We start from the raw sequence: 15,580 nt of genomic DNA, 5'->3' as shown, positions 1-15,580 counted from the left end.
TCAAAGCGCCGCCAGTTCCAGTTCGAACCCTTTTGCGTAATCCGGTGCGCCATTTTCCTTGCGCCACAGGCAATAGGCCGCCGTGCGCCACGTGTACCAGCGGCGCAGGCTCCGGTACCGATCCGTAACCGCTGCGTTTTGGTAGGCTGACAGGAACCGGTCTTCTTCATCCCGCGTCAAAGCTGCTCCGCGATACAGAACCTGCATTGCGGGCGACAGAAACAGGGCAAGGTCTTCGCACGGATCCCCCAAAGCCGGGCATTGCCAGTCGATCAGGGTCAAGCCCGATGATGCAACAAGGATATTGCCCGGAACCGGGTCCCCGTGGATCAGGCAGCGATGGGGCAAAGCAGCGACCTGCCCGACCGGCTTCAAACCCTCAAGCCGGGACCGGTCTGCGGACGTGCAGGCTTCAAGGATTTGCTGGCCATGACGGGCCAGATCGGCGCTGCCGTTGCAACCGTCCGGGGCCTCGACCGCCGGAGGCAGGGAATGCAGCCTGTTCAGCAACGACGCGACCTCTTCCGGCCCGGATTGCCAGGGCGATCCGGGGGCGTGGTCATAAAAAACCCATCGATCCATTCCGTACTGCCCCGAACCACGCAGGCGCGGTACGAACCCGGTATGCGCCAGCGCTTGCAGACAACCGGCTTCCAGACCCGCGTCGTTGCGGAACAGAGGGTTTCGTAGTGCCGTGCGATATAGCTTAAGCACCCTGTCGTACTCCTCGCCCAGCACCTTCCACACCTGATTGGTGCGACCACCATAAAGCGTCTCAAACTGTGCATCGGTCGCGATCAGCTTCTGACGGCAGAGGTGATCGACAAGGTCGGTCGGAGGAAGAAGCGGACGGGACAGGGGCTTTACCGGGATTAATAACGAGTCGGGCTTTGCCAACCTTTGGCCTGTACGGCCCGGCAGATCAAGCGCCGGTTCGGATACCGGTGACATCGCCGGCGGGAACCGCCGCACCGCTTTCCAGAATCAAAAGAACCGTTCCTTCCGCGACCTGAGCCTCGACAACGCGCGTGTAGGCCGAGGCCAGCTTGCGCGATATCAACTCGCCGCTTTTGTAGCTTTCCAGTGTAGCGGAATAGCTGCCCGAAGGCAGAGGATTGCCGGACGGTTCCACCCCGGCCCAGTCCAGTTCGGTTTCGGTAACGGGCAGAGTTTTCCGCTGCAGAACAGCGCCTTCGGCATTCTGGATGACCAGCAAGGTTTGGTCTGCAGCCGGCTCCGGTTCGACAAACAGGGTGACAGGCTGGCCATCGAACTGAAACGCCGAAGCAGACCGGACGTCCATTCCGACCCAGTTGGCAAGTTGCTCGGGATTGGCTCCTGTCATCGCCATGGCAAGGCTGGTCAGCAAATCATTGGTCTGGACCTGTTGCTCAACCATTAAAAACTGCGCCAGCTGGGATGCGTATTCGGACGAATCCAGGGGTTCCAAAGGATCCTGATTGCGGGCCTGTGCTGTCAGCATCAAAAGGAAGGTTTCAAAATCCGATGTCAGGGCAGATGCCCGGGATTTTGCCGCAGTAGGCGGCTGAGCCGTAGACTGCGTGACGGATTGGGCGGGTGTGATCATGCGTCAAAGCCTTATGTCGATGCCCCTTGAAGGGCCTGTTTTTGGAACGGACGGGTCAAGGATCTGGTCGGCCTCGGCCAATCCGTTGTCCACGCTTGCAGGGCGATGGGCGTCCGACCCGCCGTGTCCTGCATCGGGGGATGTACCGAACTCGAAGGACAGCCCCCCAAAACCGAGTTTCTGAAACTCGCTTTCCAGAACCGAGATATGCCGGCGCATCAGGTCCAGCGTTTCCGGACGCTCAGCGGTAATGCTCATGTGCAACCCGTCCTCGCGTCCGTTCAACACAATCGAGACCCGTCCCAATTCTTCTGGGTTCAGGGCGACCTCAACGGCTCCGGTGCCGGGCCTTGACGAGAGGACGGCGGCCATCTGTCCTGCGATGGCTCGCGCGATATCTGCGCGGGGAGTGGGCGGTGGACTGCTCATAAGTGATGCTTCGCGCGTCGCGACAGGTGAACGGGTGTCACCCGGCGATTGTGAAATGTCGAGTTCCTGAACCGCTGACTGCTCGGTCTTGGAATCCGATTTGGCTGACGCGAGCAATTGCATCTGAGCAAAGCCCGGTGCAGCTGCCGCGCCGTTGGTACGGGCGGGTGCGGGCCTGAATTCTGAAGCGACCGAACTATCCCCCTGAGGTATCTCCGCAAGGTTGGCACTGACCCCCTGCTGTTTCGGTTCAGACCCGGTAGTGGTAGTCACCACCACGTGCTTGTCTATCAGGGAAGACATAGCCGCTTGGATCGGCGCAGCTTCAGGGTTTGCGGGCATGGGAGAGTATGACGGTTTGCGCCCGACCTGATCAGCCATTTCCACCCTCTGCACGGGGTGACTCAAAGCCTGAGCGGTTTCCGCCCGAGGTTCTACTGATGCGTTGAAGTCTGTCCCCCCGTCCGGCGGCACGGAAATCCCCGTCCAGTCATCCGGTCCCCCACCAACTTCTGGAGCGTCGGCCGCCAGCACATCCGAAGGTGCCGGGCGAGCGGGCTGTTCCGGCGTCGCTTGCGGTTCGGCCTGTTCCCTCGGCAATTGATTTTCGAGCTCTGGCACCGCGTCAGTCACCTCAGGGGCTTCGGGATCAACCCCGGTCTCGGTCGTGTCGATCTCCCCTTCCAGAATGTCCTGGAAGGTCGCCTCCTTTTTGACGTCACCACGCGGGTGCGGGTTCGCGTTCGCTTTGGCGGGCACAGATTTTGACGGGGTGGACATCAGAATCGGGTTGGGCATTTTGCTCCGGGCTCCGTTTGCGTATCCGGAAACCTGCCTTGCGGAAGTTAGGTTTATTTTAACCGCTTTCCCCTTTGATCAGGAAAGTTCGATCGAATTTTCGGAGAAAGCCATGAAGATCGCCGCCCCTTCCGCCTCACCTCAGCCGTCTTCGCCTCTGACCAGGTTGCAGGCCGCCGCGGTCGAGCTCGAGGCCACGTTTCTGGCCGAGATGTTGAAATCCGCCGGGTTGGGCGAAACACGAAAGACCTTTGGTGGCGGAGCAGGGGAAGATCAGTTTTCGACCTTTCTGGTCCAACATCAGGCAAAGCAACTGGCCCTGTCGGGCGGTGTGGGCCTGTCCGAGATCCTGTTGAAAGCCATGATGGAGAACACCGATGCCGACTGAACGAAACGTTGACCTGCTGAAATCACTGGAAAACGTCCTGGAGCTTGAGCGCAACGCGCTTACCGAAGGTGATCTGAATCGCGTGGCGCATCTGGAGCCCGAGAAAGAGAAACTGATTAACGCGATCAATGACCTGCAGGTATTTCGCCGGGATGAACTGATGCGGGTTCAAGGCAAGGTTTCGCGGAATCAGGATCTGCTGAAAAGCGCGGCCGAAGGTATCCGGTCGGTGGCTGACCGCATCGCCGAGCTGCGCCGTGTTCAGCAGGAGTTCAGCACCTATGGGGCAGACGGGCAACGCAGCGGCTTTTCCGTTCGGCGCAGTGCAAAGCTGGAAAAACGGGCATAGCCGCAGGTTTGATTCAAATCGGAATTTTAGCGGCATTTCGCTTTAGCACTCCGTTAGGGGATCGGCACCAATAGTGAGCCTGCATCTGGAAACAGCAGGTGGCGCGAACGACCGAACGGCGCATCGCATCCGTCAGAAAGACATCAAAGCCCGCCCAATTTGGCGGGACAGCATGGGCCCGAAATGCCCGAACGGAGAAGGATGAATGACATGTCCAGTATTCTGACAAACAACGGCGCAATGGTGGCGCTGCAAACCTTGAAGTCGGTCAACAAGAACCTAGCACAGACCCAGAACGCGATCTCGACAGGCAAAGACGTTGCGACTGCCAAGGACAACTCTGCCGTCTGGGCAATTTCCAAGGTGATGGAGTCGGACGTCAAGGGGTTCAACGCCATCAAGGACAGCCTCGCACTGGGTGAATCGACGGTCGCCGTGGCGCGCAATGCGTCCGAGACGGTGACGGATCTGCTGACCCAAATGAAGGCCAAGATCGTTGCCGCGCAGGAAGACAACGTTGATCGCAGCAAGATCAATGACGACGTGACCGCATTGAAGGACCAGATCGCGTCTGTGGTCAGCGCAGCCCAGTTCAACGGCCTGAATCTGGTGAACGGATCAGCCGGGTCGGCGTCAATCCTGGCCTCTCTGGATCGCGACAATACCGGTGCGGTAACGGCGTCGTCCATCACGGTTGCAGGCCAGAACCTTTCAACGGGCGGCTATGTGGCGGCGCAGGTGTTCGATGGCTCGACCGGCGCGTCGACCGGCAACGACCGCGTGGGGGCCACAATTGACAATGGCGCCACGTCCGCCACCGCCCTGGTGACGGATGAATCCAGCGGCGCCTTCGCCGCCGGTGACAAGGTTGTCGTCGCGATTGACGATCAGATTGTATCCTACACGGTGTCGGCAGCGGATGCCGCTGCGACCACTACCGGCGATCTGGTCGCCGTAGGCCTGAAAGCAAAGATTGAGGAATTGGGCATTACCGGCCTGACCGTCGATTACGATTCAGGCACTGCGGGGACACTGTCCGTGACCAATGGCACCGGCGAGGATATCTCGTTCTCGGCCCAGTACGTGAACGCCGGATCCGGCGGCCTGGGCGCGCTGGCGGGGATCGATGTCTCCACCGGAGCAGGAGCGACCGCCGCCCTGGCAGCAGTCGAATCGCTGATCGACACTTCGATTGACGCATCTGCGGCATTTGGCTCATCGCAGGGTCGAATCGAAACCCAAAAAGCGTTCATTTCGAACCTTGCGGACTCGTTCAAATCTGGGATCGGCTCGCTGGTCGACGCCGACATGGAAGAGACCTCGGCGCGCCTGCAGGCGCTGCAGGTACAGCAGCAGTTGGCCACCCAGTCGCTTTCGATCGCCAACCAGGCACCGCAGTCGATCCTGTCGCTGTTCCGGTAATATCCAAACCTTGTCGGGGCGGGCGCGATCCGCCCCGGCAAAGACAGCCTGAAGACGACCTGCTGGAAGGATTTCATGTGACCCCTCTCACTCTAGCCCAACGCGCTTATGCTCAAACCGCTGCACCGACACGAACGCCGCGCGACACGGAATACGAGGCGATTTCCAAGATCACTCACAGGCTGAAGGCCGCATCCGCGCGCCGTAATGCGGATTATGGCGGGTTTGTTCATGCGCTGCACGAAAACCGGCGGTTGTGGTCGGTGCTTGCCAGCGGTGTTTCAGATTCAGAAAACGCGTTGCCCGCCGAACTGCGTGCCCGGATATTCTATCTGGCCGAGTTCACGGAACAGCACAGCAGCAAAGTGCTAAGCAACGACGCAATGGTGGACCCTTTGCTTGAGATCAACATGGCCGTCCTGCGCGGTCTTCGCCAAAACGGAGACCCAAGATGAGCGGGCTGGTTCTGAAGCTTGCCCCAAAGGAACGGGTGCTGATCAACGGGGTGGTGATCGAAAACGGAGACCGGCGCAGCCGGTTCTCGATCATGACGCCGGAGGCAAATGTATTGCGGTTGCGGGACGCCATTCATCCGGACGAGGTCAATACACCTGTCCGACGGGTATGCTACGCGGCTCAGCTTGTTTTGTCCGGAGATATGGATCCGGATCAGGCCCGCCAACAATTGCTGCGCCGGGTCGAGGAGTTGAGCCAGGTGTTCACCGACGCCGACAGCCGACGGGTTCTGGCCGAGGCAACGCAGGCCCTTGTCGCCGGACAGCACTATAAATGCCTGAAAGCGCTCAGATCCCTGCTGCCGCGGGAAGCGCGGCTGATGGCGTATCAGTGATGAGCTTTCAGCCGGTCATACCATCGGGCGGACTGGTCGGTTGGCGCTTCCTGCAGCGTACCTATGACGCGCAGATGCAAAGCTTCGGCACGTCCAACGTCAATGACCGCGAGGCCCGGTATTTTCTGGACAACATCGGCAAAGTGAAAGCGGCAGAAGATTTGGTGTCTGACCGCCGCCTGTTACAGGTTGCGCTGGGGGCGTTTGGGCTGGAGAACGACCTGAACAATCGGTTTTTCATTCAGAAGATCCTGTCAGACGGCACCCAGGCCGATGATGCGCTGTCCAATCGCTTGTCCGACAAAAGGTATCGCGCGTTCTCCGAAGCCTTTGGCCTGGGGCCAGGAGAAATCAGAAAAACCGGCCTAATCGCGAAGATGGAAGAAATAGCACGCAACAACGTGGTTTCCCGGTTCGAGATTGCGGTGGGCGAAAGCGACGAAACGTTGCGAATCTCGCTTTATGCGCAGCACGCGCTGGCCGATCTGGCGGCAAGCGGCGGGAGCGCGGACACCAAGTGGTTTGATCTGATGAGCCTGCCGCCCCTGCGCAAGATGATGGAAACGGCGCTGGGCCTGCCAGCAGGTTTCGCACAGCTTGATATCGACAAACAGCTTCAGGTTTTCAAAGACAAGTTGTCCCGCCTGACCGGTTCCGACGATCTGTCTCAATTCTCAGATCCGGATGCCATTGGCCTTTTGACCGACAGGTATCTGGCCCGCAGTCAAATCGCACAAATACAAAGTTCAATTTCTCCGGCGCAAACAGCTTTGGTCCTGTTGGGGGGCGGTTTCTGACGGGATAGCGAGCAGAACTCGAGACCTCACAACCCTAAGATGCCTTCTGAGAGAATGTGTTACGAATTCTTGTCGGCTTTTGACGGACATGCCTATGAAAGGCCGCGAACCGCCAGTCCGGACTTTTGTGCTTCAGCCAGATCCAAGCCGGAATTTGGTTGGTGTCACTCCAGTCTGGCTTCGAAAAAACCGCGTGAAATGGGACTTGTCCGAGTAACCCAGCATCAGACCAATCTCTGCGATTGTCTTTTTGTCGTCCTTCAGGTGTTCCTTTGCTACATTGATGCGCAGCCGTTTGATTTCGCGCGGCAGCGTTGTGCTTTGTTGCTGAAGTGCCTTCAGAAACCGATCCGGCTGTATGCCAAGCAACCCGGCCACCACCTCTGGTCCCAAATCCGTTTCATCCAGTTTGTCGCGCAAGACGGATCGCAATGCGGCCACCACGGTCACTTCTTCCTCTTGTCGTGCCGAGACTTTGGGGGCGACATAACCCACTGAAACATGGTGCAAAAACAACCATTCAACAGGGAAACTTAGCTGCATTCCGGGGTCGGCCCCAAGACCAACCTCGATCCCTTTGTAGGCGATCGGCAAGCCATTGATGTATCGGCTTTCCCATCGCACGACAGTTGGATCCCACGAGTTGCCAACAACGGTTTGCAGAAGCCTCACATAGATTGCGGCGCCGAAACCGGTGACTTGGATCGGTGGAACCGCGGGCTCTTGTTGCCGCTCGACCCGATAGGTCGCTTTGTCCGCATCCACGATCAGCCTGTGCCGAACCGAGCTGGATTCCTGCGGCACGAGCCGCACGAAATGGGCGAAAAACTCGAAAAGCGTCTTTGAGGATTGCTGCGCCTGCGCAAAAGGCGGCCAGCCCTGAAGATCGAAGGTTTCGCCGACATGAAGCCCGAGATACCGATCGCCCGCCAATTCCGAAAACGCATTCAGAAGTCCGAAAACCAGCTCGGAATGCACATAGACGGATGGATCGGACAACAATTCGGCCTTGAGGCCCACCTGATCCAGGGCCGGCCGCGGGTCGATCCTGCGGTCGGTGAGGTGCCGTAGAAACGGCGCGGCCAATGCCAGCCGAATAAAGCCCTCGCTATGGTCCCCTGCGGTAGAATTGACTGGCACGATCGTCCCCTTCGGCTCAAGCAGCAAGTTTGGGCGAGTAGCCACTTTTCCTGCGACATTCGAACATCCTACTGAAAAAGTGGCAACCGGTCCAAGCCCTTTCGGGCTAGTCTAAAAGGATCTGAATATGACGAGGTTTCTAATGTCCGGCTTACAAAACTTCCTTCTTTCAGCGGCCGTTGTCACGGTAACGTTTTCCTCTTCTCTGGCCGCACAGGCGCAAGACGAAAAAGCGCCCCAGACGCTGTTTACCAATGTCCATGTCTTCGACGGTGTGAATGAGCAGCGCATCGAGAATGCCAGCGTTCTGGTCGAGGGAAACCTCATTAAATCCGTTTCGACCGATACGATCGAGGCACCGGATGCCACCGTGATCGATGGCGGAGGACGGACACTGACCCCCGGCTTTATCGAGCTGCATGCACATCTCATGCTGATGGGCCCAACGCTTCCGGCGATGGAGGCCAACACGACGTGGGAAGACTTCGCCATTCACGGCGCCCGGATGGCCGAGATGTACCTGATGCAGGGCTTCACCACTGTGAGGGATGCGGGCGGGGCCAATGGGGGACTTCGCAGGGCAATCGACTCGGGTCAAATCGAGGGCCCCCGTTACTATCCGTCCGGTGCGTTCATCGGAACCCGGGGTGGCCACGCCGACTTTGCCAATTTCACCGCGCCGCCGGGTTCGGAAACCAACATGAGCCGCCTGAACCTGGCGCAGGAAGTCAGCGGCGTTGACGATGTCTACAAATTCGCGCGCAACAATTTTCGCATGGGTGCGACGCAACTGAAATTCATGCAGTCCGGTGGTGTGGTTTCGGCATTCGACCCCTGGCAATTGCTGGCGGGGTCCCCTGAAGAGATCAAAGCCGCAGTGCAGGTGGCAAATGAGTACGGCAGCTACGTCATGGCGCATTCCTATCGTAAGGAAGCGATCCTGGGTGCGCTCGACGCAGGTGTGATGTCTATAGAACATGGCTTCTCGTTTGACTGCGAAATTGCCCAGGTCATGAACGAGAAAGGGGCCTACATCACCACGAACCTGACAGCCTTCGACCCCGGCCTGCTGGATATTCCGGCGGTTGCCAATGTGCCCTCCAGCCTCGCCAAGGCGAAATCGGCCTCGGCCACTTTCGCTGGCTACATCGACAACATGAAAGAATGCCCGGTCAAGCGCGGGTTCCAGACAGATTGTGTCGGCTCGGTCGAAGCGTGCAACATCCAGATCGCCTACGAGAAGCACCTCAATAACGAATTCTTCGGTCCCTACACGTCATTGGTGACGCTGACCTCGACCGGTGGCGAGGTTGTGGCGCTGTCGGGCGATTTCATGAACCCGTATACCGCCGGCAAGCTGGGTGTGATCGAAGAAGGCGCCTATGCCGACATTCTGCTGATCGATGGCAACCCGCTCGAGGATTTCTCGGTGGTTGGTACCGGGGATCAATGGTTCGGTGCTGATCCCAGACCCGATAGCCCGGAAACCATTCGCGTGATCATGAAAGACGGTGTAATTTACAAAAACACGCTGGATTGACCGCAGAAATCACCCGGAGGTTCTTAATGCGTCACTGGTTTTTCCTCGCTGTCGTCGCAGCCATGTCCTGGTGTGCTCAATCTGCGGTGGCGATGTCAGGCACAGCGCTGGACTGGGCTGATTTGCCCGACCCGTCCGTGCAGGAATTCGAGGACCCGTACCGGGACCTCAGCCCCGAACAATTCGACGACGTTCTGTTTGTTGTGCGGTTGCGCGGCAGGCTGCAGCAGGACAAAGGCAGCGCCGAAGAACGGCAGAACTGGCAAGAGCTTCTGACCGAGACCGAGGATGCCTTGCTGGCCGGTGGTGTGGATGTCGACTGGCTGCTGGATCAGCGGGAAATCGTGACTGAACGCCGAAGAAAGGCGGGGACTGCCGGTAACCCGCAATTCGACGGTCAGACAATTACGCTGGCGGGTTTTGCTATTCCCGCACCCAGCGACCCGGACGGCCAGCCCGTGGCCTATTTGGTGCCGGAACGCGGGATGTGCAGCCACATGCCCCCACCTGTGCCCAACCAGATGATCCGGGTGCGGCTGAACGGCGATTGGACGCCCAGCTATGTTCATGAACCTGTGCGACTGACTGGAAAGCTGACAATTGACCCTTCGGATCAGGAACTGATGGTTGTCGATGGACTTGTGCCCATGCGCGCAACTTTCCAGTTGGAGACGGACAGCGTTGAAACTTTGGAAACAGAGGCAGACAGGCTGGAGTGGAAAAAGCAGGCAGCAGATCGTCTCCGCGCGGCGGGTGACCGCAAGACCGGTGGGGCAAGGATTTCCGAATGATAAGGCACCTGATTGCCGCCGTTTTTGTCATCGCGACCGTTGCTGCAGCCAATGCGCAGGGGCTGTCAGGACCTTCATCCGTTGAGGCCGATCTTGAACCCGGGGACGGGTTGACCGACCCGCAATACCGTTCGGATTTTCCGCGCAACATCGCGCCGGGTTGGTTCAATTGGAAAGATCGGCTGGCCGAAAACGGGGTTCGGTTCAACCTGGATTATCTGGCGTTGGGCCAAACCACGAACGCAGACTTGGGAACCGGAGAAGCAGCCAGCGGTATCGCGCGCTTTTACGGAAACTGGCAAGCGACCGAGCGTGGCTCTCTGACATTCAAGATCGAGCACCGGCACAGCTATACGGATGTTGCGCCGCAGTTTCTTGGACTGGACGGCGGCGCCCTGTCGATCACCGGGACGGCTTTCAACGACACCGGGCTGCTGTTGACCAATCTGTTCTGGACGCAAAGGGCCGACGACGGGGCGTGGACATTACAGTTTGGTCAGATAGATGTGACCGACTTTGTTGATATCTACGGTCTGGTCAGCCCCTATAGCGGGTTTCAGAACCTGGCATTCAACACCAATCCAACCATCAATGCCCCAAATCCCGGATTGGGTATTGCCGGGGGCCTCAAGCTCAACAGCAACCTTTATTTGGTCGCCAGTGTCGCCGATGCCAATGCCGACCCGTCCGACCCGGATTTTGATGTTTTCAGCGATGGCAATCTCTTCAAATCGCTCGAACTTGGTTACACATCCGGCTTCGACCGCATCTATTTTGACAATGTCCATCTTACCCTCTGGCACGCGGGTGCCGCCGACGACGGCAGCCGCCCCGAAGACTATGGCGGTGCGTTCTCTGCCGCTTGGTTTGTGGACAACAAATGGATGCCGTTCCTGCGTGCCGGGGCCGCGAAAGGGACGGCCGCGCTGTACAAGCGGTCGGTCTCGGCCGGCATGGGATATTACGGCCGAAACACCGATCTGGCCGGGTTGGGCCTGAACTGGGCCGAAGCCCGCGGCATCGACGGAGACCAATTCACAGTCGAGGCCTTCTATCGCTTTTCGATTTCGCCCGGTCTGCAGATCACGCCATCGGTGCAGTTCATTTCCAATCCGCTGCTGAACCCAAATCAGGATAATATCACGCTGTTCAGTCTGCGAACCCGGATCGTTTTCTGAGGTTCGCCCGACGTCCTGAACAACAAATAACAAGGGAGATTCCGTAATGAAGACCCTGTTGGCCGCAAGCGCCCTGGCAATAATCTTTGGTGGCGCGTTGTTTGCCAGTGAAGAAAGCAAGACATGGGACGCGTCAGATGAAGCCAGGCAGTTCGTGAAGGACACAATCGTTCTGGGCATGCTGGCCAGCCCCTATGGCACCGGCTGGACCGAGTACGAACAGCTGCACACATATTTCGAACGCGCACGGGACAATGGCATCACAGGTCATGAGATGACACTGGCCGCAGCGGACATGTCCTTCGAAACCCTTTTGGAACAGCATTATCACTTCCGCGCCGCCATGACGCAGCAGCCCGAAAAATACCTTGTCGTAAATGAAACCCGGGATATCGAAGCCGCCCACCTACAAGGCAAAACCGCCGTCATTTGGAACAGCCAGACCGCCACAATCCTGAATGGTGACCTTAGGAAGATGGCATTGCTCAAGGACATAGGCATCAAGAGCATGATCCTGGCCTACAACGATATTTTCCGAACGGGTTCGGGACAATTAGCAGCCTACAACGGACGTGACATCGGCCTTACGCCCTGGGGCAAATCCGTCATCGATGAAATGGTGCGGTTCGGCATCCTGCTGGACCTCAGCCATACTGGCTCCAAGACCGCCAACGACGCCATGAACTATATGGACGAGAATTACCCCGGCGTGCCTTATGTCTACGCGCATTCTGTGCCTGCGGGGCTTTACAAGAACGAACCCAACGCAACCGAGCGCGGATGTTATCGCGCCATTCCCGACGACGAGGCACTGCGGGCCGCCAAGTCAGGCGGCTATATCTCGCCCACGTTTACGGAATGGATGATGGACGGCATCTGGCCCGAGGATATCTCGCCCAAACAGGCCGCAGATATGATCGATTATTACGTCCAGCTTGTGGGTGTCGACCATGTCGGGATCGCAACGGATGACATGTTCTCGACCGAACTTGTCGTGCAGTTCGCAACTGCAAACGCAAGCATGTACGATGACGGCGGATACATGATCGACGCCTTCAACAAAGGAGCCACCGGCAACGGTGAACTCGCCAAGATTCTGGCGGCTATCACGGATGATCTTTGGGCGCGCGGGTATTCCAACGAGGATCTCGAAAAGATCTATGGCGGCAACAAGATGCGGGTCTACGCGCAGGTCTGGGAAGGCAAGCCGCCCGAACAGTTTCTGAAAGAATACCCCGAGCGTCTGCGCTTGCGACAAGAGCTTCGTGACGGGTTCTATTCACGTTAGACCAACAACAAACACCCGCGATGAACGCAAAGTGGCGTTGTCGCGTCTTTATTTTGATAGGCGCCAGAACATCAGGGCTGAAGAATGGTGGGTGATGAGAGACTCGAACTCCCGACATCTTCGGTGTAAACGAAGCGCTCTACCAACTGAGCTAATCACCCGTGATGGTGCATGTAGCCAAGCCTGCGCGCGGGCGCAAGAGGGTCCGGAACAAATTCTTGCGCCAAAGGACAGGAACGGACCGGATCAGATCAGCGATTTCGTCAGACCTCTGGCCCACAATTTCATTCACCACAGGGAAAGGCGCTTGCGTGTTCCCTGCTGCCTCCGATATTCCCGAAAGAACTGAAACCACAGGAATGCGCATGATCCTGACCCGCGCCTGCCGTTTTCTCATTGCGGCCCTGGTCCTTGGCACCCTGACACTGGCTCCGGTGCGGGCCACGGCCGAGGGTGTTCTGGTCTTTGCGGCGGCCAGCCTCAAGACGGCGCTGGATGAAATCGTCCCTGTTTTTGAAGACCGGACCGGGTATCAGGTGACGGTGTCTTATGCCGCATCCTCAGTTCTGGCGCGGCAAATTCAGCAGGGCGCACCGGCGGATCTTTTCATCTCGGCCAATCAGGACTGGATGGATCAGTTGCAGAACATGGGGCTGATTGCGCCCGATTCCCGTGTTGATCTTCTGGGCAACGGTCTTGTGCTGATAGGCCCATCCCGTCAGGCACCCGCGCAGGACCTGTCCGCTGAATTCGATCTGATGACCGCGCTGGACGGCGGGTATCTGGCCACGGCGCTGGTCGATGCCGTCCCTGCGGGCGTCTATGCCAAGGCCGCGTTGCAAAGCCTCGGCCTGTGGGACGATGTGCAGGAACAGGTTGCACAGTCCGACAACGTGCGCGCCGCACTTGCGCTGGTCGCAAGCGGCGCAGCCCCGCTGGGCATTGTCTACCGATCCGATGCGCAGGCCGAAACCCGGGTCAGCGTGGTCGCCGCGATACCGGGTGACCTGCACCCCCCAATCATTTATCCCGCCGCCCTGACCGCAACCGCCAATCCGGCAGGTCGGGCCTTTCTCGAACACTTGCAATCTACGCCATCTCAGGGCGTTTTTGCCGCGCAGGGTTTTTCCCTGCCGAACGGGTAACGCCGATGGGCTGGTTGGGACCAGAAGAGCTTGAGGCGCTGAAACTGTCCCTGCGGGTGTCGTTCTGGGCCACACTGGCCACGCTGCCGTTTGGCATTTTTGTGGCCTACGCCTTGGCACGCTGGCGCTTTCCGGGGCGGCAGGTGCTGAACGGGCTGGTGCATCTGCCCCTGATCCTGCCACCTGTCGTGACCGGATATCTGTTGTTGCTGACCTTCGGCATTCAGGGACCACTAGGCAGCTTCCTGGCCGAGTTCGGCATCGTGTTTGCCTTTCGCTGGACCGGCGCGGCGCTGGCCGCCGGCATCATGGCCTTTCCCTTAATGGTTCGCGCCATCCGATTGTCGATTGAGGCGGTGGACCCCAAACTGGAACAGGCAGGTGCGACCTTGGGGGCCTCACGGCCCATGGTGTTTGCCACCGTGACCCTGCCGATGATCCTTCCGGGCGTCATCGCCGGGGCCATTCTGGCCTTTGCCAAGGCAATGGGTGAGTTTGGGGCCACCATAACATTCGTGTCCAACATCCCCGGTCAGACACAGACGCTGCCATCCGCAGTCTATGCCTTTCTGCAGGTTCCCGGCGGTGAGGCCGCCGCAACCCGGCTGGTCATCGTGTCCATCATCATTGCCATGGGCGCGCTGCTCCTGTCCGAATATGTCGGCCGCCGCGCGGCGGAACGGGTGGCCGGGTCATGAGCCTTTCTGTCCGCTTGCAACAGGAACTGCCGGGGATCGATCTGGACCTCAGCTTTGACGCACCGCCCGGTGTGACCGTCCTGTTCGGGCGATCGGGTTCCGGCAAGACCACCGTTGTGAATGCGGTGGCCGGTCTGCTGCGTCCCCGGACGGGGCGGGTGGCCGTGGATGACTGGGTTCTGTTCGACACGGATCAGGGACTGTGGCTGCCACCTCACCGGCGACGTCTTGGCTATATCTTTCAGGAAGGCCGACTGTTTCCGCATCTGACCGTCCGCCAGAATTTGGCTTACGGCCGCTGGTTTGCGCCCCGCAGGGCGCACCGTGAAGATCCCGGCAAAGTGATCGAAATGCTGGGCGTTGGTCATCTGCTAGATCGCCGCCCCTCGGACCTGTCGGGTGGCGAAAAGCAGCGTGTTGCCATCGGCAGGGCGCTATTGGCCAGCCCCCGCCTGATACTGGCCGACGAACCGCTCGCCGCGCTGGATGAAGCCCGTAAGGCGGAAATCCTGCCCTACTTCGAGCGGCTGCGGGACGAAGTATCGGTGCCGATCCTCTATGTCACGCATTCCGCCGCCGAGGTGGCCCGGTTGGCGACCTCGGTTGTGGCCTTGCAGGACGGCAAGGTCGTGCGGCACGGTCCCGCCTCGGACGTGCTGGCAGACCCTTCTGTTGCACCTGCCGGTGTGCGCGCGGTCGGCGCGGTGCTGCGGGTTCGGGTCCACGATCACCACGCCGACGGGCTGAGCGAACTGGACGCGGGCGGTGCACGCCTGTTCCTGCCTCGCATCCCGCACCGGGTCGGGGAAAACCTGCGCATTCGCATCCCGGCGCAGGAAGTCATCCTGTCAGACCGAAAACCCGAAGGTCTGTCGGCCCTGAACGTCCTGGAAGGCACGGTCGATACGATCCGCGCCGGTGACGGTCCGGGGGCAATCGTATCGGTGCAAACCCCCGCGGGCCCGGTTCTGGCCCGCGTCACACGCCGGTCGGTGTCGGCCCTGGGCCTGGCCCCGGGACGCACCTGTTACGCCGTAATCAAAACCGTGGCTCTGGCACCTCAGGATGTCGGCGGCCGGGTGAACACAAGCTGATCCGTCCGGAGCGGCATTCCGGATACGAACCGCGGGCATTCCCCGACCAAGTCACAGAAAACAAGGTGTTGAACCTGCCTGCGTG

The 15,580-nt window shown here is 59.2% G+C and carries 17 protein-coding genes and 1 tRNA gene; 13 read left to right on the top strand and 5 right to left on the bottom strand.

Annotated features, from left to right (window positions below):
- Genes ACR3EQ_RS15680 through ACR3EQ_RS15670 form a run of 3 tightly spaced genes read right to left on the bottom strand, consistent with a single transcriptional unit; the run spans position 1 to position 2,815 of the window.
- On the bottom strand, positions 1-951 hold the full coding sequence (locus ACR3EQ_RS15680) for an aminoglycoside phosphotransferase family protein (RefSeq protein WP_170614184.1): 951 nt from the start codon (positions 949-951) through the stop codon (positions 1-3).
- Entirely contained in the window at positions 923-1,588 is a 666-nt protein-coding gene (locus tag ACR3EQ_RS15675; RefSeq protein ID WP_170619288.1) for a flagellar hook capping FlgD N-terminal domain-containing protein, read from the bottom strand. Before ACR3EQ_RS15675 ends, ACR3EQ_RS15680 begins: the two co-directional genes overlap by 29 nt.
- 3 nt (positions 1,589-1,591) lie before the next feature.
- Positions 1,592-2,815 (bottom strand): flagellar hook-length control protein FliK, encoded by a 1,224-nt coding sequence (locus ACR3EQ_RS15670; protein WP_170816970.1) that lies wholly within the window; start codon positions 2,813-2,815, stop codon positions 1,592-1,594.
- Between the two features lie 112 nt (positions 2,816-2,927).
- On the opposite strand from ACR3EQ_RS15670, the gene ACR3EQ_RS15665 reads away from it, so the two are divergent.
- The 6 genes from ACR3EQ_RS15665 to ACR3EQ_RS15640 all read left to right on the top strand — a co-directional run bounded on the left by ACR3EQ_RS15665 (position 2,928) and on the right by ACR3EQ_RS15640 (position 6,621).
- A complete protein-coding gene (locus ACR3EQ_RS15665; protein ID WP_170614182.1) occupies positions 2,928-3,203 on the top strand; it encodes a rod-binding protein in 276 nt (91 codons plus the stop codon).
- Complete coding sequence (locus ACR3EQ_RS15660) at positions 3,193-3,552, top strand: flagellar biosynthesis protein FlgN (protein WP_170614181.1); 360 nt, start codon at positions 3,193-3,195, stop codon at positions 3,550-3,552. The genes ACR3EQ_RS15665 and ACR3EQ_RS15660 overlap by 11 nt, the downstream gene beginning before the upstream one ends.
- A gap of 210 nt (positions 3,553-3,762) precedes the next feature.
- Positions 3,763-4,974: a flagellin N-terminal helical domain-containing protein gene (locus ACR3EQ_RS15655; protein ID WP_170619290.1), complete on the top strand. Its 1,212-nt coding sequence runs from the start codon at positions 3,763-3,765 to the stop codon at positions 4,972-4,974.
- A gap of 77 nt (positions 4,975-5,051) precedes the next feature.
- Complete coding sequence (gene flaF / locus ACR3EQ_RS15650) at positions 5,052-5,429, top strand: flagellar biosynthesis regulator FlaF (RefSeq protein WP_170614179.1); 378 nt, start codon at positions 5,052-5,054, stop codon at positions 5,427-5,429.
- Positions 5,426-5,824 carry a flagellar biosynthesis repressor FlbT gene (gene flbT / locus ACR3EQ_RS15645; protein WP_170614178.1) on the top strand — a complete coding sequence of 133 codons (399 nt, stop codon included), beginning with the start codon at positions 5,426-5,428 and terminating at the stop codon, positions 5,822-5,824. The genes flaF and flbT overlap by 4 nt, the downstream gene beginning before the upstream one ends.
- Complete coding sequence (locus tag ACR3EQ_RS15640; protein ID WP_480491181.1) at positions 5,824-6,621, top strand: DUF1217 domain-containing protein; 798 nt, start codon at positions 5,824-5,826, stop codon at positions 6,619-6,621. The genes flbT and ACR3EQ_RS15640 overlap by 1 nt, the downstream gene beginning before the upstream one ends.
- 132 nt (positions 6,622-6,753) lie before the next feature.
- On the opposite strand, the gene ACR3EQ_RS15635 is transcribed toward ACR3EQ_RS15640, so the two are convergent.
- Positions 6,754-7,761 carry a helix-turn-helix transcriptional regulator gene (locus tag ACR3EQ_RS15635; RefSeq protein ID WP_480491179.1) on the bottom strand — a complete coding sequence of 336 codons (1,008 nt, stop codon included), beginning with the start codon at positions 7,759-7,761 and terminating at the stop codon, positions 6,754-6,756.
- 127 nt (positions 7,762-7,888) lie between these two features.
- Here ACR3EQ_RS15635 and ACR3EQ_RS15630 point away from each other — a divergent pair, with 127 nt between their 5' ends.
- The 4 genes from ACR3EQ_RS15630 to ACR3EQ_RS15615 are packed head-to-tail and all read left to right on the top strand — an operon-like array spanning position 7,889 to position 12,558.
- Positions 7,889-9,301 (top strand): amidohydrolase family protein, encoded by a 1,413-nt coding sequence (locus ACR3EQ_RS15630; RefSeq protein ID WP_480491177.1) that lies wholly within the window; start codon positions 7,889-7,891, stop codon positions 9,299-9,301.
- Positions 9,302-9,327: 26 nt separating this feature from the next.
- Positions 9,328-10,092, top strand: coding sequence for a DUF3299 domain-containing protein (locus ACR3EQ_RS15625; protein ID WP_480491176.1), 765 nt, complete (start codon positions 9,328-9,330; stop codon positions 10,090-10,092).
- Complete coding sequence (locus ACR3EQ_RS15620) at positions 10,089-11,270, top strand: carbohydrate porin (protein ID WP_480491174.1); 1,182 nt, start codon at positions 10,089-10,091, stop codon at positions 11,268-11,270. The genes ACR3EQ_RS15625 and ACR3EQ_RS15620 overlap by 4 nt, the downstream gene beginning before the upstream one ends.
- 46 nt (positions 11,271-11,316) lie before the next feature.
- Positions 11,317-12,558 carry a dipeptidase gene (locus ACR3EQ_RS15615; RefSeq protein ID WP_480491172.1) on the top strand — a complete coding sequence of 414 codons (1,242 nt, stop codon included), beginning with the start codon at positions 11,317-11,319 and terminating at the stop codon, positions 12,556-12,558.
- A gap of 85 nt (positions 12,559-12,643) precedes the next feature.
- Here ACR3EQ_RS15615 and ACR3EQ_RS15610 read toward each other — a convergent pair.
- Positions 12,644-12,719: transfer RNA gene (locus ACR3EQ_RS15610), tRNA-Val, on the bottom strand.
- A gap of 204 nt (positions 12,720-12,923) precedes the next feature.
- Between ACR3EQ_RS15610 and modA the strand changes: the two genes are divergently transcribed.
- From modA to modC, 3 genes are read left to right on the top strand one after another with little or no spacing between them, the layout of a single operon-like run.
- Complete coding sequence (modA, locus tag ACR3EQ_RS15605) at positions 12,924-13,703, top strand: molybdate ABC transporter substrate-binding protein (RefSeq protein ID WP_480491170.1); 780 nt, start codon at positions 12,924-12,926, stop codon at positions 13,701-13,703.
- A gap of 5 nt (positions 13,704-13,708) precedes the next feature.
- Positions 13,709-14,401: a molybdate ABC transporter permease subunit gene (modB, locus tag ACR3EQ_RS15600; RefSeq protein WP_170614171.1), complete on the top strand. Its 693-nt coding sequence runs from the start codon at positions 13,709-13,711 to the stop codon at positions 14,399-14,401.
- The gene (gene modC, locus ACR3EQ_RS15595) at positions 14,398-15,495 is read left to right on the top strand and encodes a molybdenum ABC transporter ATP-binding protein (protein ID WP_480491168.1); all 1,098 of its coding nucleotides are present in this window, start codon (positions 14,398-14,400) and stop codon (positions 15,493-15,495) included. The genes modB and modC overlap by 4 nt, the downstream gene beginning before the upstream one ends.
- The last annotated feature ends 85 nt before the right edge of the window (positions 15,496-15,580 follow it).

The organism is Ruegeria sp. AN11 (assembly GCF_056536005.1).
This window is presented reverse-complemented; position numbering and strand designations above follow the sequence as displayed.